The sequence below is a fragment of the Microcoleus sp. AT8-B5 genome (assembly GCF_036705565.1).
In the GTDB taxonomy this organism is placed as follows: Bacteria; Cyanobacteriota; Cyanobacteriia; order Cyanobacteriales; family Microcoleaceae; genus Microcoleus.
Genome location: NZ_JAUBUY010000045.1, coordinates 19,531 through 37,304, shown reverse-complemented (window position 1 = coordinate 37,304; position 17,774 = coordinate 19,531). Strand labels below are relative to the sequence as shown.

Genomic DNA, 17,774 nt, shown 5'->3' with positions numbered 1-17,774 from the left:
GAAGCATTGACTTGCGCGAGATAAATACGTTCGGCAAGTTTCATCGGATACAGGTTTTTTATTTCTCCACGGATGAATCCGGGGGATTGTATCCTGGATGCTTTCGGTCAGGAAGAAGGAATAAGGAAGTTCGGCAACGGATTCGCTCGACGGATGTAACGGATGTCAGGAAGAAGGAAAAAGGAAGAGGGAAGAAGGAAGAAGGGAAATGCAATGATTTCAGCAGTCAAGAACGTCGCTGGTAATCGGCCGCAGTTACTACTTCTTCCTTCTTCGTTCCGCTAGAGTTCTGAAAAATTAATCTATCGACATACAAAAAAAGGGGGAAATGGTGTAAAATCCCACTTTTCCAAATTGTTACTTTTGTGCTGTTTCCTGTTGTTGTAAGTCTTGTTCTTGCATCTGCAATAACTCGGGAACTGTTACGAAACTGTACCCTTCATTTCTCAATCGAGCAATAATATCAGGCAAAGCTTTTACAGTTCTTGCTCGATTGCCGCCGCCGTCGTGCATCAGCACAATGCCGCCCGAATTTGCCTGCCTCATCACGTTGTCTATCAAAGATTCCGTAAGGGTGCGCCAATCAAAAGAATCAGCAGACCACATCACAACTGCATAATTTTTCTTTTGAGCATAAGCTGTCAATCCATTGTTTAAAATGCCTCCTGGCGGGCGGAACATCGATGTTTGGATGCCGGTCAAGTCCTCAATTAAGGATGAAGTGCGATCGATCTCGCGAGCGGCACCGTCTTCGTTATACTGAAGGTATTGATGGTTCCAAGTGTGATTGCCGATCGCGTGACCGGCGGCTGCGACCTGTTGGCCTATTTCGGGAGAATTTTTTAGGTATTTTCCTACCCAGAAGAATGTAGCCTTAATATTATTTTCCTTGAGAATATCTAGGATTTGTGTAGTTGTTTTCGGCCAGGGGCCGTCGTCAAATGTCAGGGCGATCGCCTTGCGCTGGGAGTCGAGTTTCGCGTGACGAAGGGTTGTACCTTGAAACTGATCCGGTACGGCTGATTGAAATCGGATTGCTTGCACTTGGGCTAGAGCATTTTGGGAAAATTCAACTCGATGGGCGATCGCCTCGGAGAACTTATTAATATTGGACATCGGCGGTTGTTCTGGCGACTGGGATACGGCCAAGACTTGCGCCTGAATCGGTTGCAATGGCTGATTGGCCCGCAAGTTAATCGGCCATGTCACACCCAGCAAAAAACTTCCTGTTGCTGCCATAAAAGCAACTATTAAAGTTTTTCGCCGCCTCCACAGCAGTTTCAATTTTGTCACGTCATTGTCTCCTTCACACCTTGTACAGTTAATTTGAGATTTTATGTTGGTATCAAGTTAATCCACTTAAGAGGATAATCTTAAATTGGACAGTCCGTAAAAATGCTACTGGAAATAACCGATCGTGGGGAAGTCCGCCCGGATAAAAAAATTTAAGATTTGTGTGCCAGAAATGCCCTAATCCATGAAAACGCGGGATGGGTGAACTTTTTCCCCAGCTAGGGGGACGGCGCTCAAATCGGATTAATGGCACGATATTCTTAGGGACTGGGCTGGCTTCGACCCGCGTCCCTACCTGACACTGCAAGTTGGTTTAACGTCAGATGTTGCACTATTGTCAATAAGCTTTTTAGGAACAGGCTTTTCGGCCTGTTCCACAAGAAAATCTAGTCTTTGTGGAACAGGCCGAAAAGCCTGTTAAGCGAGAATAGTGCAAGATGTGAGTTTAACCAAATTTGATATGAGGGCGATCGCCCGCCCGCCACTCCTAAAATTAATTTTTAGGGCCAGTTCTCTCTTTGTACAAGCCGACAATCCGATCAATAACTTCAGCAACAGTCAGATTGTCTGTTTGAATTTCCACAGCATCTGCCGCTTTACGCAAAGGTGCAACCTCGCGGGTGCTGTCTTTTTCGTCCCGCAAGGCGATGTCTTGTTCCAATTGGGCCAAGCTAATATTAGCCCGATCGCTATCTTTAAGTTCTAACAGCCGCCGGCGCGATCGCTCTTGTACCGAAGCCGTCAAAAAAATCTTCACTTCCGCATCGGGAAACACGTTAGTGCCGATATCGCGGCCTTCTGCTATAATTCCGCCTTTTGTGCCGCAGCGCCGCTGTTCCTCCAGCAGAAACTGCCGCACGGCGGGAATTGCCGCCATTTCCGAGACGCGGGATGTCACTTCCAAACTGCGAATTGCCTCGGTTACGTCTTCGCCGTTAATCTTCAACATCTTTGATGCGGGATCGAGGTTGTATTCTAAATAACTGGAACTGATTAATTCGGCGATCGCGCATTCGTCGGAAATCGGCGTGTCTGTTTTCAAGGCCAGCCAAGTCAGCGCCCGATACATCGCGCCGGTATCCAGATAAAACAAGTTTAAAGCTGTTGCTGCAAGGCGAGTTACGGTAGATTTGCCTGCTCCCGCCGGGCCGTCGATCGCCACAATGGGCCGGCGGTTCCTGAGAATTATATTGTCAATCAAACGAGTAGAGCCAACTCTGGCGGCCACGGCTAAAAGTCCGGCTGTTTCCACAACCTGCAAGGGCGTCAAAGTGTGGGGATCGACGAGTTCGGCGTATTCGAGCTTGACTGCGGGCTCTCCTGCGACTGCTGCGTGGGCTGCGGCGAGTGCTGCTGCTGCGGTGCGGTCGCCTGAAGAAAAAGTTTTCGAGGCTTGTTGCAGGGCGCGGTAGAGTACGGAGGCTTGCTGTTTTTGCTCTGCTGTTAAATACTGATTGCGAGAACTCATTGCCAGTCCCGACTCTTCGCGGACGATCGGACAAGCGACAATCTCTACAGGCAAGTTAAAATCAAAGACCAGCTTCCGAATAATTGCTAGCTGCTGGGCGTCTTTTTGACCGAAATAAGCTTTTGTCGGCTGCACCAAACTCAAAAGTTTAGTAACAATTGCCGCGACGCCTTGAAAATGACCGGGCCTTGCTTTGCCGCACAAAACAGATGTCATCGCCGGTGGCGGCACTACTTGAGTTAAGGATGAAAGGTGAATCTCTATCTGTTTTTGGGCGGTTTTCTCTGTTTCTGTGTGTGAAGCGAAGCTATCCCGTAGGGAATCGACTGCTTGATGGCCGAACATTTCCGTTGCTGAGGGAGCAAATATGGCATCAATCCCTGCTTGTTCGCACAACAGCCGGTCTTGCTCGAAATTCCGAGGATAATCTTGAAAATCTTCTGTCGGCCCAAATTGCAGCGGGTTGACAAAAATGCTGACCAGGGCGATCGCATTTTCTTGCCTGGCCCGCTGGATCAAGCTCAGATGTCCTGCGTGCAAAGCTCCCATCGTCGGCACTAAACCGACTGTCAAATGAGGTGCAGCAGACTTTTGTAAATTTAAGTAGCAGCGAAGTGCTGCAATGGTAGTAAACAGGCGCACCGGTAGAATCTCCTGAAGGCATTCGGCAGAATGCAGAGTTTATTTGTCAGAATTTGTTCGAGTTGACATCTGGCACCACCGTCAAGAACAGGCTTTTCGGCCTGTTCCACAAAGAATAGTGCAAGATGTCAGTTTTATCTCACATCTTGCACCCTTCTCAATTACTTGTTTAGGAACAGGCTTTTCGGCCTGTTCCACAAGAAAACTCATTCTTTGTGGAACGGGCATCTTGCCCGTTGTTGACAATGGTACAAGATGTCAGTTTTATTCTACTTTCTGCCTTCTACACTGCGGATAAGTTTTGTATTCTGCCTTAGACTACCGTTCAGCGTCCACCAGTTGTTTGCTGCGGCGGTTCGATCACTTCGATTTCCACTCTGGCTACGCCACTGCTGATCATTCCTAGCACGTTGGCGGCGCCTGCGGACAAGTCAATGAGCCGATCGCCCACATAGGGGCCGCGGTCATTAATGCGGACGACTACGGTGCGGCCGTTGTCGAGATTTCTCACCATGACTCTCGTTCCAAAAGGCAAATTTGGGTGGGCTGCGGTCATATCATTTTGGTTGAAACGTTCGCCGCTGGCGCTGAGGTTGCCGTCAAATCCCGGGCCGTACCAGGAAGCCCAGCCGCTAAGCCGCACTTGAACTGGGCCCAGAGACAGCACGGAGCGTTCTGGTTGGGGTTTGCCTGCGACTTCTTCCAGGGGTGGGGCGTTGCCCAGAAGTCGCCGGAGGCGATTGGTTGCTTGCAGGGCGTCTCGGCTAAAGTTGCTGGTGGTGTCGGGGAGGATGGTTTCGGCGTTGATCTTTACCAAGTCCTCGCCGTTTGCCTGGATAATGTAGCGATCGCCTTTTTCCCACTTAACGGTAATGCTGTTGGGATCGATGTTGTTGCGGGCTAGCTGATTGAGTCTTGCTGCTAAGCTTGATGCCCGCCAAACTGGATCGGGTTCTTGGTTGCTAGAGTTGCTGGCAATGTTTCCGACTTTGGGATTTTCTCTTGCGCCCGCTACTTTTGACGGACTGCTAGCACCGACTTGGCTGTTGCCAGTTTCTCCCAAAGGGGTGTTTGTTTCCGGATTGGCGTTCAGAAAGGTGATGACTGGAATGTTTCGCACGTAGACTGTCGCTGCTTGTCGCCCGCCTAAGTCGTGGGGCTGAATTTTGGCGATCGAGTCTCGGGCAATTTCAGCTCTTGCTTGATACTGATACTGTCCGACTTTTTGCGCTTCGACCCGAGTAGCGTTTAACTGCCGGGACGGTTGGGTGGCAATTACTTGCTCGGAAACCTGAGAGTTTTGGTTGTCGGCACCTGTGGCTTGTGCGTGACAAGAGGATGCCGTTCCTACCATAGGAACTAACAGGACAGCGAGTAGACCACCAACAAATTTTTCCTTCATACGTCCATTTTTGTGAATAGCCATTGCCAACCGAGATTGGAGGATTGGCCATTTGGCGGCGGGCGTCAAGGATTTCTCTCTTGCCCTTCGCCATTCCCCCGTGAGTCAAAGCAAAGTATCCGGGTGCGTTTTTGCTTTAATGCTTCCGCCCCAAAAAAATTGGCGCAAACTTCCCTGACACTTGACAACTCATACTCGATTCGCAATTTGTGTTTTGTTCACGAACTGCAACAGACTACCACAAACTTTTGTGCTTGGGGATCGCTGGGATCGCGATTTTCACCAAATCTTCATCAAATCTTCTCAAAACCCTCTATCATAAAATCCTTTAGTTCCAAGGCTTACAGCCGTTTCAGCCATTACGGAAAACTTTACAAAACTTTACAAAACTTTAGTGTATTTTGTGGGCTGCCGAATGGCTAGTCTTAAAAAAGCTGTTTGTCAACTGTTATGGGAATAAACTAAAAATTAGAAGAAATCGATTTGGCGGACTTATGGATTATCGAGAAGCAGGTGTGGATGTTGAGGCGGGCAGAGCTTTTGTCTCGCGCATCGGGAGTATGGTTAAGAGCACGCACCGATCGGGAGTTTTGGGCGGATTCGGCGGGTTTAGCGGGTTTTTCAGCGTCCCGGAGGGCTTAAAAGAGCCGATTATGGTTTCGGGTACTGACGGCGTTGGGACTAAGTTAAAATTGGCCCACAATCTCGATCGGCACGACACGGTAGGTATCGACTTGGTGGCGATGTGCGTCAACGACGTGCTGACATCCGGGGCCGAACCCCTCTTTTTTCTCGATTATTTAGCCACGGGAAAGTTAAATCCCGAACAATTAGCTGCGGTGGTGGCCGGCATTGCTGACGGTTGCAAGCAAGCGGGCTGTGCTTTACTCGGAGGAGAAACGGCAGAAATGCCCGGTTTTTACCAAGCGGGTGAGTACGATTTGGCCGGTTTTTGTGTGGGAATTGTCGAAAAGAGCAAATTGTTGGACGGTTCGCGGGTGCAGGTGGGAGATGTGGCTGTGGGGCTGGCAAGTTCGGGCGTGCACAGCAACGGTTTTAGTTTGGTGAGAAAAATTGCGGGCGATGGGGGTTTTGGCTGGGATTCCCAACCCGAAAAGTTAGGTGGCAAAACTTTAGGAGAAGTGCTGCTAACTCCGACTAAGATTTATGTTAAACCAGTCCTCGAAGCAATTAAGAGCGGTTTAGAAATTCACGGCATGGCTCACATTACCGGCGGCGGTTTGCCGGAAAATTTGCCCCGCTGTTTGGGAGTTAATCAATCTGTGAAAATTGACAGCAATAGCTGGCCAAATTTGCCAATTTTCCAGTGGATTGCTGAAGCGGGCCAAGTTGCTACAGCCGATATGTTCAATACTTTTAATATGGGGATTGGCTTTGTGCTGTTGCTCGATTCGAGGGAAGTAGAACAGGCTGTTAAATGGTTTGAGTCTCAGGGAATTGGTGCGTTCGCGATCGGGGAAGTGATTGAGGGGAAAGGAGAATTGATCGTGGATAATTAGTAAGAAGCAATCGCAGGGGGTGAAGATTGCTTGGCTTTGTTTTATGCGTTAACAGACAATCTCAACCTGCCTTCATCTGTGTATATCTGCGGTTAAATTTATAATTATGAAAGTAACCGCAGAGGACGCAGAGGACACAGAGGAAGAAAGAGAAAAAGGAATTCACAACAGATGACTCGTTGCTACAAATTTAAATGAAAGTGAAATAAGCTGTTGTGCCTTTAAATACGGTATAATTCAAAACTAATTCCGTGAATTAGTGTAAAATTTTACCCAGAAGGTTTAAATTAATTGAACAGCTATACTATTTATTACATCGACTATAAAATGAAGGATTGTTAATTGTTGAAGTGAGAAAATATCAAAAGCCAAGGTAATGTTTGTATCACAGTTTAAATAAAAAACACCTGATTAGGCTTGTACCTGACTCAAATTTTCCAAAAACTCCTGCACAACTAGATCGGGTTGTTCGCTGCATCGGGTAGCATCGTAATGTTTGACAAGACTGATGCCAGAATCTATGAAAAGCTGGCACATTTCATCTTCTGTTGCGTTTGGATGGGATGATCCACTGTCAATTTTCAGTATCCCTAACTTGTTTTGGTGGAATATCAGAAAGTCAGCTTCTTGGTTTTGTCTCCCGGCGGGTGTTGTCAGTCGCAGTTGGGAGTTGGGGATGAAGAGAGTGGAAGTGCGATCGAGTATTTCGGCAATTTTCACTTGTGCGTCGGAGTTAAGGCGAAAACCATTCCAGTTAATTTCGTTTTCTGAGCCAGCCTGAGTTTCCTGATTTTGTTCATCTTCAATATCTGTGAATTCTTCAGATGATGCTGTGTTGTCATCCGGTGCGATCGATCCTTTGTAGTCAGCTTGAGACAAATCTGTTTCAATGAAGTTAGCAACTACTCTAGCTCCATTTAAGTTCGCACCACTTAGATTTGCACCGCTGAGGTTAACTTCGATCGTCAAATTTCGCTGTAAATTCACTTTGTGTCGTCGCGTGTATCGTTTTAAGACTGACTGAATATTATCTTTTTTGACTTTCTCTCCAAAGGCTTCAGATAGTTGTTTCCAGAGCTTAGCACCAGCATCTTTGATATAATCTGAGTCATAGCCTGCGCTTTTAGCAATTTCTATATAAGACAGCCCCTCCCAAGATTGCCGAAACACTAGCTCTTGAACTTTATTGAGACTTTGGTAGTCTAGTACACTTTCTACAAGTGTTATTGCTTCCTCAACTGTCATTTGTTAAACTCCCTAAACAATGGAAACGTTAATGTTGGCGTAACACTTAGCGACACTCTTATAGATGAAATCCATCGTCAGATATAGATTTTACTGCAATTAGTCAAAAATATTACTTTTTTATTACTTTTTTATTACTTTTTTATTGCTTTTCTCACTGTCAAAGCTCATATAGATTCGTTATGGTGTTAATAACTTAAACGAGGAAAGTTCCATGATTGCTATAGTTGACCCAATTAGTCTCATGGTTATTGGCTCTGTTGTTGGAGCTATAGCTGGTGGTGTAAGTGGCGCGGCAAAAGACACTAAAGCTCCTCTTAAAGGAGCTTTAAAAGGAGCTGCAACAGGTGCGATTATTGGAGGTACTTGCGGATTAGCAGGTCAGCAACCTCCCAAGCAGTCCTAGCTTTAGTCTTTGGGTTACGTTAAATACTTCTAGCTCAATCGCACTATGGAGGTTTTATGCTCGCGATAATTGACCCTGTTACCGCTACTATAGTCCTCTCTGCTATAGCAGGAGCAGTAGTTGGAAAGAAAGGCAAGAACATTATTGATGGATTAGCTGCAGCTAACACTGCTACTAATTTTGAAAAAGGGGTGGAATTTTTAGAAAGAGAAAACAGTAAAGATCGGTAAAATCCTTGATTGATTATGTTAGAATTCCCAATTATTTGATTGGGAATTCTGTATTCCATAGTGAAAAATTTTAACAATAAAGATAATTGCGATCGCTAGTGCGATCGCTCAACCATTAACTACCTCCAAACCCGTATCTTTAGCTACTTGTTCCGCTACAATTTCCTCCAAAGTAGCGACTCTCTCCCACTTAGACTCTATTGGCTCAAACTGGCAGTAGCAAAGGATGATTTCATCCCAGTCGCAGTCTTCGCCAACAGCAGGATAGCACTGTACTTTTACGATCGACCAATTGCTTTGGCGGTGGTAAATTTCTCCGTCTGGGAAACGTTTAGACTCTCCCAAGCGATCGCCAATTTTGGGTATAGTTCTGTTTCTGGAATAGTCCATCTCTTCGTGCAGCAAGTAAGTACCAGAACCTATTGCATCGAGTCTTTTTTCCCATCCAGTCTGTGCACCGTCAGTGCGGTAAATCTTCAGTGTTGGCTTGCTTTTAAGCGAGTTAATCTTGGTGGTCATACCACAACTCCTGAAAGTTAATCTCTTCTCCTACAAACTCGCAGTCTACCTTCAAAATCGGGTCGTTATTAGGAATAAATCTCTGATAATCCCAGCCGTATTTTTTAGCCATTTCCGCGCATTTATCTGGATCGGTTGCCGGTTTTGTAAATCGCTTTTTCTCGGACGGGTCAGTTTCGGACATTTTACCACCCTGGAATTGAACGCCACAGCCTAATTATACCGCCTTTTCTTTAGACGATCGCAACTGTCTAGTATTAAATAAAATTAAATTAGTGAAACAAAAAGGAGCGATCGCCTTTCAGCAAACACGCCAAATAATTACGATCGCCCTTTTTCATCTCAACATTCTCTGACAAAGGGCGATCGAGCTTTTTGAAGTGCGATCGCACCCACGTCATCTACCACATAAACAGTTCTTTGTCAACATAAACATATTTCCCCAAAACCGTCAGCGGCATCATCTCCCCGCTGCCAAGTAAATCAATTGAAACCCCATCTCTAATCAATATTTTAAACAATTCCTCGTCGTCTTTTATCAAACTAGCATCTAACTCAATAACTTGACCTTCTTCCCTCATTACCTCCAACAAATCAGAAGTAGATACCTGAAATATTTCCAGATTATTACACCGCGCAGTCCAGCAATTGCCGTAACTGCCCGTAGCTTCAATATCAGATATTGCCCATTGCTTTAACAGATAATTTTTGTCTAAATACTCAAGAATTTTTGCAACTCTCAATTCCAGTTTTTCTTCGGCTTCGCAGCAAAGAGTCACAGCCCATTTTTGACCGATATTAGAAGTAATAGCCAACTTTTCACATTCCATAATGCTTCCGGGATTCTACTTCTAGTAGAACTTCACTCTTCAGACTCAGACTCAAAATCCACGCGATCGTAAATATCACCTAACAAAATCTCAAACTCCACGCAACTCAATCTCAACAACGCATCAGCACCATCATACTCAGACAAAACCCACTTATTATCATCCGTCTTCACAAACTGTTCGACGTGCATCTCGTATTGATCTATCAAAACATACTCTCGAAAAGTAGGAATCGTGCGAAAAAGTTTAAACTTGCCACCTCTGTCATAATCCGCCGTCGATTCCGATAAAACCTCAGCCACCATCACCGCATTAGTAATCGTATCTTTCCTACCCTCCGCAAACTCCAACCTCCCCGCAACCAACATCACATCAGGATAAGTACAAACTTGCTTCTGCGGTATCCACAAACGCAAACCTAAAGCAAATAAATGATAATCTCTCTGTTTTTTCAAAGCGAAGTTCAAAGGAGCAATCAAATTACCTACTATCAGGTTGTGATTGGCGGAATCAAGCGCCATTGGTAATATTTTACCGCTATGATATTCACTTTTATACTCTGCTGCTTCTTCTAATTCAAAATACTCCAATGGAGAGTAATAAGGCTGTGCTTTCTCGATTGCTTCGCGGATTTCTGTTAATGCCGTCATAGTACATCCTCGGACGATCGTACTTACAATGATATAGCATATGACCTGTGTATGTAGTACCTATAATCTGATGGCAAGTAAGGTGCGTCGCTATCTAGAATCTGCAAGTTATATCGAAAATCTCGCAGCGACGCACCCTACGGATTAACTACTCCGACCTTCATAACCGGGTTTTTTTCCCGAATCTGCGATGATCTAACGAAGTATTTCGTAAAAAACCCGGTTTCTGAGCCTCCATGAATCGAAACTACAGCTCACAAATCCTCATCTTGTGTTTCCATTACCTCTCCTTCAAACTCAAAACCCCGCTCCATACCATCAAAATACTTGTCAAAATTAGGCTTGATCCACAGTGCAGCTTCCCCGTGTCCCAACTCCACAGCTTTATCAATTACCTCCTTCCAATCCCTCAAAGAAAATCCCGTCGCTTCCATCGTCTTGAAACAATCCCAAACAAACTTTGGCACCGATACCGGTGACACCGCATACCTCAACAATTCCTCTGCACCCTCGGGCGAAATAATCACATTATTCTCAACCCAAATCATACCCACATCTTCTTCTCTTTCCCCCTGCCAATTCACTTCGCCATTTAAAACATAACCCCAAGGTTTAAGAAAATTGTCGATCAGATACTGCAACCATTCGACATAATCATAAAACTTTTCTACGCCGCTCCATTTAATCCCCCCGCCGTCAGCAGTAGGAATCCAGTTACACCACAATCCGGGCTGAGTCTTCGGCGGGCGGTTGTAATTAACAACAGAAATTTCGGAGTCTTCATCCCATTTTTCATTGACAAAATAGCAGCCTTCTTCGCCCACAGGCAAACCCACCGCTGTTCTCGCCGGATCTGGAATACTTTGCAAAATCGCCGAATTTCTCTTCATCCGTCGAGTGCGAGAAAACTCTAATAAGTAAATAGCTTCGCTGTCTAATAACCGTTTATTTAAATGAAATGTTCCGTCAAAAATTGTAGTGTATCCCATAGTTCTTATCTATTATATAATTGATTTTTACTATTATAAATCTATGTTAGCGAACTGACTAAAAGGAAAAAAGTTGTAGGTTGGGTTGAGGAACGAAACCCAACTTGAGGTTCCCAGAAAGTTGGGTTTCGCTAGATAGTTGGGTTTCGCTTCGCTTAACCCAACCTACGAATGATTAGATAGACTTATTGCAAAAATACATTGCATCTGCTTTTATCTGCGGTTAAAAACAGAAAATCCCGAACTCTTGCAAAAAGTCTAACCACCAATCTTACTTAGTCTTGTCCAAAGTCCGCGCCTCCAACCAAATAGGAATTGCAATCCAAGCAACTGCTAACAGCAAAGCAAATACCGCAAATTGAGCAGCCCAAGCTACCAATTTCTCTAAAGACACAACTTGTCCCAAGAAGTAGGATAAACTTACCATTACAGATGCCCAGCTTGCAGCACCCAGAACATTGAACAGCGAAAATTTCCAAAAAGGCATTTCTGCAATACCTGCTAGGGGGCTAGCAAAAATTCGCAGCAATGCGATGAAACGGCCCAAAAATACGGCTTTAGCTGCATTTTTGCTAAACTGTTCTTTTAAGTCAAACAGTTGTTCTTCTCGAAAGCGGAAAAATTGTCCCAGCTTCAGCAGCAGCGGCCAGCCGCCGTACCTGCCGATCGCATAACCAAAATTCCCGCCCAATGTAGCACCAGCGATCGCACTGCCGAGTACATACCAGTAATTCAGTTCCCCACTGCCAGCTAAAAACCCGCCAGCAATCGTAATAGTCTCGCCTGGAAGAGGAACTCCCAGATTTTCCAGCAAAATTCCCAGAAATACTGCCCAGTAGCCGTAATCACGCGCAAACTGCTGAATAGTCTCTAACGATAAAAACTCAAAAGACATTCGATACTGCCTTCGTAAACTTTTGCAAAGCTCAATACATTTATATATTGGCTCGATTCAGCCAATAGTGCAATCTTTCGCTGTGATGAAAAACACACTGTTGTCGCGATCGCTGGCCCAACTAAAAATTAGGCTTTCAGGCATACTAGGTGAATAGAGAATTGTTGCAGTTGCGTTCCGCGCGATCGCCAGCCAGTTTTCCTCCTAAATTTATCACAACGGCTCTCCCCACCGATTCCCACAAGGGCGATCGCCAATCCTAAAACATACGCTGAAATCCCCTGAGTCTCTCAAGAGAGTCAGCAACTAAACTAACTTATTCATACTTTACGATCCTAGGATAACTGCTATGGAATCTCCCAACTTCAACCCACCCATCGTCCTTCAACCTCACAACTGCCTCGACTCCCAAGCCGGCAGCCTCCTCCAGCAACAGCTAGCCGAGATTGTGCCCGATCGCCACAAACTCTGGGTAATAGACATGGCTGCCGTAGATTTCATCGACAGTTCCGGGATCTGCGCCTTAGTCGGCGGACTCAACGCCGCCCGCCACCGGGGATGCCGCCTCGTCATCTGCAACCTCTCAGCGACAGTCAAGCTAATTTTTGAAATTACTCAACTCGACCAACTCTTTGAAATCTTCGACAGTTTCGAGCAAGTTATCTCCACTGAAACTCCGGCTTTAGTTGCTTGATTAAAATGAGATACCGAGTTTAAATCTCAAGTTTCCCAGAGACTTCAAGCAACCGCAGAGTGAATCTCAATATCATAAATAGGTTTATTTGTCAAGCAATACCAATGACAAAGAAATAAATCCGGCACTTGAACGCCGACAGAAGCGATCGCAGGTGCAGCAGGAAAAGGCAAAAGTCGATCGAAACAAATCCTTTCCCCTACAAACCCGAACTGCATCAAATAAGTCGCTGGCGGCGCATTTAAAAGATTCAGCAAGCGGTAAGCCAACTCATACAACTGCTGTCGCCAAACATCCGACAAATGCACCGGTTGAGAGTAACTCAACTCGCCAGACTGCTTAGAAGGTTCCCCACCGATCGCCTCAGCATACAGTGGGCCCTTTGCCGTCAACACCACAGGCAGCCAAAAATTGCCACCGCCGACGGGAAAAAGCAACTCCTGGGACACTCGATCGCGCGCTGCGGAAACATTGCTACAAAATCGAAACACATCTTGAGCAGGAAAAACCAGATTTTCTGGCACATCCAGCGTCAAAGGACAAACGATCGCCCCACCCGGAGCGATCTCGCCAGAATCGAGTTCAGAAACCCCACAGATATTGACTTCAGTTAAAGGATCAGATTGAGCGATCGCCGCGGAGAGACTTGCGGCCGAATCTTTCTCACCACCCGCCACAATCAAAACCTTAGACATTGCCAAAGCTCGGCATTTGAATTCCCCGATCGTCCGTTTCATCGACGCTCGGCAGATCCAGGCCCTTAGCCTTGCGGCTCCGCACCGCGAGACGGTAAGTTACGCTTTGCAACTCAGTGTGCAACTGACGGTTTTCCTTTTGCAATTGATCCAACTTTTCCTTAATCGGATCGAGCCGCTCGGCAAACTTCTGGCGGTAAACCCCCGGCAATTCCTGCACTACCTGTTCTAGCATCCGAGAGCGATCCGTCAATTCTTGCACCGACTGCCGCAGTTGGTAAACCTCAGCATCCCGTTCGGCGATTTGTTCCTGATAAAAACCCACCTGTTCTTCAACAGCTTGGAGTTGTTCCCGCATTGCCTGCATTTGAGCTTGGTGGCGATCGGAAACTTCCGGCGCCGGCACAAAATTAGAATTGCCCTTCACCAGCCGGAAAAGTTCTTGAGACAACTGCTGCACCAATTGGTCGCGCATTTGCAGCTCTTCGGTGAGACGAGATACCTCTGATTGCAGTTCTTTTGAGCTTACAAGTTTAGTTTGATTCATAAGAATGCTCGGTAAGTGGGAAACTCAGAGGCTTTAGCCCTGAGAGGTAAACGACACGGGCGGTTTCAATACATTCGACGGAGTTTATCCTGAGCGAAGCCGAAGGGCGAGCGTGACCACAGCCTTGAATCCGCTTTCCCCTCCGGCGAGGGGTAGAGGGGTATAATTACCCCTCTGTGGAGATATGGTTATCTCCGGCTCCCTTTCGGGGTAATGTTCGCTTCGCCAATGTTATAAGAGCTTGTTAAGCTTGCAGCACTGCCTCAGTGACCTTAAGGCTGTTTAACTACAAGCGACAGAGCGGAAAACTAGCGTCGCATTCTCCGGTGTCGTGACCCAAATAACGTAGACCTCTAAAGTCTTAGGCTGGTCAGTACAGCTTGCTCAATCAGTCGCGACCAAGCTCAGTCCCTTTAGGGCTGGGTTACTGACAATGACTCTCAGCTTTTACGATTAAATCTAGTATATATCTGCTATTTAGAATATCTTTCCATTACCACAGAGGCAAGAGGCACTTGGCAATTTTTGAGCTGGTTGCGAGAGTTTGATGCTCGATCTTTACCACAACCGAGGCGATGGATCAACCGTTCGAGAGATCAACGCTCAACTCCAATCTCATTAATCGCAGCCGAAAGCACTTTGCCAGCTTCGTCCACGGTGCCGCCAAAACAGATAATGCCGTCCTCGTGACCGGCCATCGCCAGAATTTTGCGATCGGCCAAATTCTCCTCCTCAAAAAGTCTAAACATTTCTAAGGCCATCTGGGGAGTGCCGTAAGGTATTTCTTTTCTAGTAGTAGGAATCTTAAACAGCAGTTGCTGCCATAGCTTAGGATTGTGGACATGAATTATCCCGCCCACCTCCTCTCTCTGAAGGTACAGGGCCGCGTGAGTTAGGGACTCCGACGAAGCTTGTACGGGCCCCCGGCAGCCAAGGTAATTTTGTTCTAAGTTAAATTCGGTAACAGTACAGTATGATTCTGGCCCCAGATTCCTCAAGTGTGCAGTCTGGGTTCCCGAAATCACGAATTGGCAAGAATTACCGAGTCTGACACTGACGTTGCCAAACCCTATGCCATTTTCGTAGACGCCAATTAATCCCCAAGAGTGGAGCCGATCGCGCCAGTCCATCAAATCTGTTATGTTGGTGGCAGCTACAGGGCCTGCCTCTTCCCAATCACAACGGTACTTAACGACTCCTTCATCCATTTTTTTGTTTGATCGGACACTACTGTGACACGACAGAGTTGGCTGAAGCTGAGACTTAATCGAACTTGTCAAGAAGTTGTCAAACAGCTTTTTTTGCTTGCTGCCTTATGTCTCCGTGCATAAGTGCCTTAACTAATCTACATTCCAGTGTCGCCGTAATTAGCTACCGACATTAGCAAAAAGTAAGCTAGGAAAGTTGAACCAATTATTCCAAAAATCATGATTTAGCCTCTAGGTGATTACAAAAGTTCAATATGAAAATGTACCCTTTCAGTCGGGGAGTTTGATTCTAGGCTTTTGCCCGATCGAGTTTCTGATGTGAAACTACATAACATCCCTGAATCGCTTATTGTTCTATACTACAGCATTTCTACTGAGTTGAGCTCTACCTTAAGAAATATTTAAGGATAAAGTACCCTTAATCCGGTAAGTCCGGTAAAAAGCAACCGTAGATTTACTTATTTTTTATAAGTGTACATATATTTAAGAAAAAAGCAAGCGGAACACAAAAAAAATATTTTTTAGCCAGTCTGGGACGCACTGGCACAATCTTCGGGTGTTCTACGTTATTCAACACCTCTGTCGATCGAGCAATTTTTAGCTCCGGGGCATCCTACAACCTAAGAAACCGGGTTGAGCCTAATATTATGTCACGTAAAATCACCGCAACGCCAGCTCGCGTCGGCGGGTTCACCAAAATCTGTAGTAGTAGTATAAGTTATAGATCCGGTAAACCCGCGCCTACCTAGAGGGGGATAGTCGATCGACCGAACCTGATATAAGTCCTATTAACTGAGATGTTGCACCATTCTCCATTAGTCTTTTATGAACAGGCTTTTCGGCCTGTTCCACAAGAAAATTTATATTTTGTGGAACAGGCCGAAAAGCCTGTTGCTGACAATGGTGCAAGATATCAGATTAAGAAAAAAACAAGCCGATCGAGCAGTGATGACTCGATCGGCTAAATTTTTCTGGGAAGCGCGATCGCCCCCAGCCCTTTAAATGTGGAAGTGATACAAGATGCTGCCGTCGTCTTTAATTTCGCAATTGGCATTAAAAACTTCAGCTTGTTGGTTCAAAAAACGCTGAGCGACATCCGGCGACAGCCGCGTTTCCATCGCAAACCGCACCAGAGTGATTTCGCCCCGGCCTTCTTTGATCAATCGGTACAAAGCACTTTGGAGCCTTTCGCTCTCTTCTCGCTGAAAAGCTGCTTTGTACCTCCAATCCGCCACAGAAGGAATCAAACCGCGGCTGACCAAAATTGCTAGCAGCAAGCCAATTCCCAAAATCAGAGGCACTGTCGGATCGCTCGTAGGCGTCGCCACAATTTGCGGCACTGTAGCGGCGGCCAAACTGCTAACCATTTCTTTTTCCGACGCTTGCGTATCCGCCATTGCAAGCTGAGTTTTGTTGTAAAAGTCTTGCTGAAGCTTCATTTGCTGCAACAGACGAGCGCGCTCTCTTTCGTATTGGTCGAGTTTTTGCTGAGCTTGTTTCAGGTCTTGAGTGACTTGTGCCAAGCGTTGGTTGAGTGACTGATTGACTGATTGCCACCGATATCTGTTAATCAGGCGGCTTTTTTCAACCATGCCCTTCATCAACATATCCGCCGTTTTGATTGCTTGCTCCTGATCTAGCGAGCGATACCCAACCACAATTTCTAGGGGTTGTTCCGGCTTAGAAATTTTGACAATAGCATTTTGTCGAACTTGCTGGGGCGACAGCTTAACTGCATCTGCCACTGCTTTGACAACATTATCTGCTAGGAGAACCTCCGGGGTGAGTTGCTCTCCCTGCTTGAGAATTGTCGTGCCCGTGGTCGAAAATTTGACTGGCGGATTATTAGAACTGAGAGTGCCTTGAGCCATGAATCCGGGGGGCGGGGCGAGGCGGTAGGCCAGGGCGCCTGAAATACCCATAATTACAGCAAAACTGCCTAGGGCAATCCATCTGTATTGATGTGCTGAAGATCTAAAACGTAAATTTCCCATTTTGATAGTCAAGTCATAACATTCGCTTGCCGCAGCTACTGCCAAACGCCAGAGCGATCGTTTCTTTCTGGTTAGTCAAATTGACTGCTGAAAATTTTCTCAGTTTGTACCTAAAAGCTATTAGCTTTTGAGAGTTGTCAATATTCATGAGCCCAAAAAACCGATCGCGCTTTTATTTGATCCGAGCTATAACTTCAGTTTTTGTCCTTAATAATTAATCTGTAACAAGGCTTCTGGAAGTCTACTGGCCTCAGACTAGCACTCAGGCGTGCGAGAGCCTCGCCTCCCCGTGTTTGTTGACATTCAAAACTGTCTCCTTTTCACCCTTGGCAATCCTCCAATTATCTTACGTCTTGGCGTCTTGCGGACGCGGTTGAAGAATAAAAAAAACCTTAAATAATCTGCCTAAAAACTTAACAAGCAAGAATTATACCATGCACTTAAGAGTTTGCTGCGTATTCAAAAAAATTGTGGAGCTGGTTTCGCCCCAGATCCACATATTCACATAACAATTATGGTTCGATCGGTTGATGGTTCGATCGCTCTG

21 protein-coding genes are annotated in these 17,774 nt (G+C 45.9%); 5 read left to right on the top strand and 16 right to left on the bottom strand.

Going from position 1 to position 17,774, the window contains the following annotated elements; translation table 11 throughout:
- Positions 1–357: 357 nt before the first annotated feature.
- From QUB39_RS24030 to QUB39_RS24020, 3 genes are all read right to left on the bottom strand, one after another.
- Positions 358–1,293 carry a polysaccharide deacetylase family protein gene (locus tag QUB39_RS24030; RefSeq protein ID WP_333211379.1) on the bottom strand — a complete coding sequence of 312 codons (936 nt, stop codon included), beginning with the start codon at positions 1,291–1,293 and terminating at the stop codon, positions 358–360.
- Positions 1,294–1,786: 493 nt separating this feature from the next.
- Entirely contained in the window at positions 1,787–3,403 is a 1,617-nt protein-coding gene (locus tag QUB39_RS24025; protein ID WP_333211377.1) for a bifunctional pantoate--beta-alanine ligase/(d)CMP kinase, read from the bottom strand.
- A 325-nt stretch (positions 3,404–3,728) separates the two neighbouring features.
- Positions 3,729–4,805: a septal ring lytic transglycosylase RlpA family protein gene (locus tag QUB39_RS24020; protein ID WP_333054576.1), complete on the bottom strand. Its 1,077-nt coding sequence runs from the start codon at positions 4,803–4,805 to the stop codon at positions 3,729–3,731.
- A 494-nt stretch (positions 4,806–5,299) separates the two neighbouring features.
- Here QUB39_RS24020 and purM point away from each other — a divergent pair, with 494 nt between their 5' ends.
- Positions 5,300–6,325, top strand: coding sequence for a phosphoribosylformylglycinamidine cyclo-ligase (gene purM / locus QUB39_RS24015; RefSeq protein WP_333211373.1), 1,026 nt, complete (start codon positions 5,300–5,302; stop codon positions 6,323–6,325).
- Between the two features lie 411 nt (positions 6,326–6,736).
- Here the strand turns inward: purM and QUB39_RS24010 are convergent, their stop codons facing one another.
- Positions 6,737–7,570, bottom strand: coding sequence for a pentapeptide repeat-containing protein (locus QUB39_RS24010; protein ID WP_333211371.1), 834 nt, complete (start codon positions 7,568–7,570; stop codon positions 6,737–6,739).
- Between the two features lie 214 nt (positions 7,571–7,784).
- Here QUB39_RS24010 and QUB39_RS24005 point away from each other — a divergent pair, with 214 nt between their 5' ends.
- Both QUB39_RS24005 and QUB39_RS24000 read left to right on the top strand, forming a co-directional pair.
- Positions 7,785–7,976 carry a hypothetical protein gene (locus tag QUB39_RS24005; protein WP_333211369.1) on the top strand — a complete coding sequence of 64 codons (192 nt, stop codon included), beginning with the start codon at positions 7,785–7,787 and terminating at the stop codon, positions 7,974–7,976.
- A 56-nt stretch (positions 7,977–8,032) separates the two neighbouring features.
- Positions 8,033–8,206, top strand: a complete 174-nt coding sequence (locus QUB39_RS24000) for a hypothetical protein (RefSeq protein ID WP_333211367.1) — start codon at positions 8,033–8,035, stop codon at positions 8,204–8,206.
- Between the two features lie 108 nt (positions 8,207–8,314).
- Here the strand turns inward: QUB39_RS24000 and QUB39_RS23995 are convergent, their stop codons facing one another.
- The 7 genes from QUB39_RS23995 to QUB39_RS23965 form a co-directional block, all read right to left on the bottom strand.
- Complete coding sequence (locus tag QUB39_RS23995; protein WP_333211365.1) at positions 8,315–8,725, bottom strand: hypothetical protein; 411 nt, start codon at positions 8,723–8,725, stop codon at positions 8,315–8,317.
- The gene (locus tag QUB39_RS23990; RefSeq protein ID WP_333211363.1) at positions 8,709–8,909 is read right to left on the bottom strand and encodes a hypothetical protein; all 201 of its coding nucleotides are present in this window, start codon (positions 8,907–8,909) and stop codon (positions 8,709–8,711) included. Before QUB39_RS23990 ends, QUB39_RS23995 begins: the two co-directional genes overlap by 17 nt.
- A gap of 88 nt (positions 8,910–8,997) precedes the next feature.
- Positions 8,998–9,126, bottom strand: coding sequence for a hypothetical protein (locus tag QUB39_RS23985; protein ID WP_333211361.1), 129 nt, complete (start codon positions 9,124–9,126; stop codon positions 8,998–9,000).
- Positions 9,127–9,555: a hypothetical protein gene (locus tag QUB39_RS23980; protein ID WP_333211359.1), complete on the bottom strand. Its 429-nt coding sequence runs from the start codon at positions 9,553–9,555 to the stop codon at positions 9,127–9,129. It lies immediately after the preceding gene.
- Positions 9,556–9,587: 32 nt separating this feature from the next.
- The gene (locus QUB39_RS23975) at positions 9,588–10,205 is read right to left on the bottom strand and encodes a Uma2 family endonuclease (protein ID WP_333211357.1); all 618 of its coding nucleotides are present in this window, start codon (positions 10,203–10,205) and stop codon (positions 9,588–9,590) included.
- A gap of 254 nt (positions 10,206–10,459) precedes the next feature.
- A complete protein-coding gene (locus QUB39_RS23970; RefSeq protein WP_333211355.1) occupies positions 10,460–11,194 on the bottom strand; it encodes a hypothetical protein in 735 nt (244 codons plus the stop codon).
- 271 nt (positions 11,195–11,465) lie between these two features.
- On the bottom strand, positions 11,466–12,089 hold the full coding sequence (locus QUB39_RS23965; protein ID WP_333054585.1) for a DedA family protein: 624 nt from the start codon (positions 12,087–12,089) through the stop codon (positions 11,466–11,468).
- 349 nt (positions 12,090–12,438) lie between these two features.
- On the opposite strand from QUB39_RS23965, the gene QUB39_RS23960 reads away from it, so the two are divergent.
- The gene (locus tag QUB39_RS23960) at positions 12,439–12,783 is read left to right on the top strand and encodes an STAS domain-containing protein (protein ID WP_333054586.1); all 345 of its coding nucleotides are present in this window, start codon (positions 12,439–12,441) and stop codon (positions 12,781–12,783) included.
- 44 nt (positions 12,784–12,827) lie between these two features.
- On the opposite strand, the gene QUB39_RS23955 is transcribed toward QUB39_RS23960, so the two are convergent.
- The 3 genes from QUB39_RS23955 to QUB39_RS23945 form a co-directional block, all read right to left on the bottom strand.
- The gene (locus QUB39_RS23955) at positions 12,828–13,478 is read right to left on the bottom strand and encodes a hypothetical protein (RefSeq protein ID WP_333211353.1); all 651 of its coding nucleotides are present in this window, start codon (positions 13,476–13,478) and stop codon (positions 12,828–12,830) included.
- Positions 13,471–14,025, bottom strand: a complete 555-nt coding sequence (locus QUB39_RS23950; RefSeq protein WP_333054589.1) for an Npun_F5560 family protein — start codon at positions 14,023–14,025, stop codon at positions 13,471–13,473. The genes QUB39_RS23955 and QUB39_RS23950 overlap by 8 nt, the downstream gene beginning before the upstream one ends.
- 596 nt (positions 14,026–14,621) lie before the next feature.
- On the bottom strand, positions 14,622–15,233 hold the full coding sequence (locus QUB39_RS23945) for a class II aldolase/adducin family protein (RefSeq protein WP_333054590.1): 612 nt from the start codon (positions 15,231–15,233) through the stop codon (positions 14,622–14,624).
- An 825-nt stretch (positions 15,234–16,058) separates the two neighbouring features.
- Between QUB39_RS23945 and QUB39_RS23940 the strand changes: the two genes are divergently transcribed.
- Positions 16,059–16,235, top strand: coding sequence for a hypothetical protein (locus QUB39_RS23940; protein ID WP_333054591.1), 177 nt, complete (start codon positions 16,059–16,061; stop codon positions 16,233–16,235).
- Here the strand turns inward: QUB39_RS23940 and QUB39_RS23935 are convergent.
- Positions 16,232–17,155 carry a hypothetical protein gene (locus QUB39_RS23935; RefSeq protein WP_333054592.1) on the bottom strand — a complete coding sequence of 308 codons (924 nt, stop codon included), beginning with the start codon at positions 17,153–17,155 and terminating at the stop codon, positions 16,232–16,234. The genes QUB39_RS23940 and QUB39_RS23935 overlap by 4 nt on opposite strands.
- Positions 17,156–17,240: 85 nt before the next feature.
- A complete protein-coding gene (locus tag QUB39_RS23930; RefSeq protein WP_333211349.1) occupies positions 17,241–17,375 on the bottom strand; it encodes a hypothetical protein in 135 nt (44 codons plus the stop codon).
- Between the last annotated feature and the right edge of the window lie 399 nt (positions 17,376–17,774).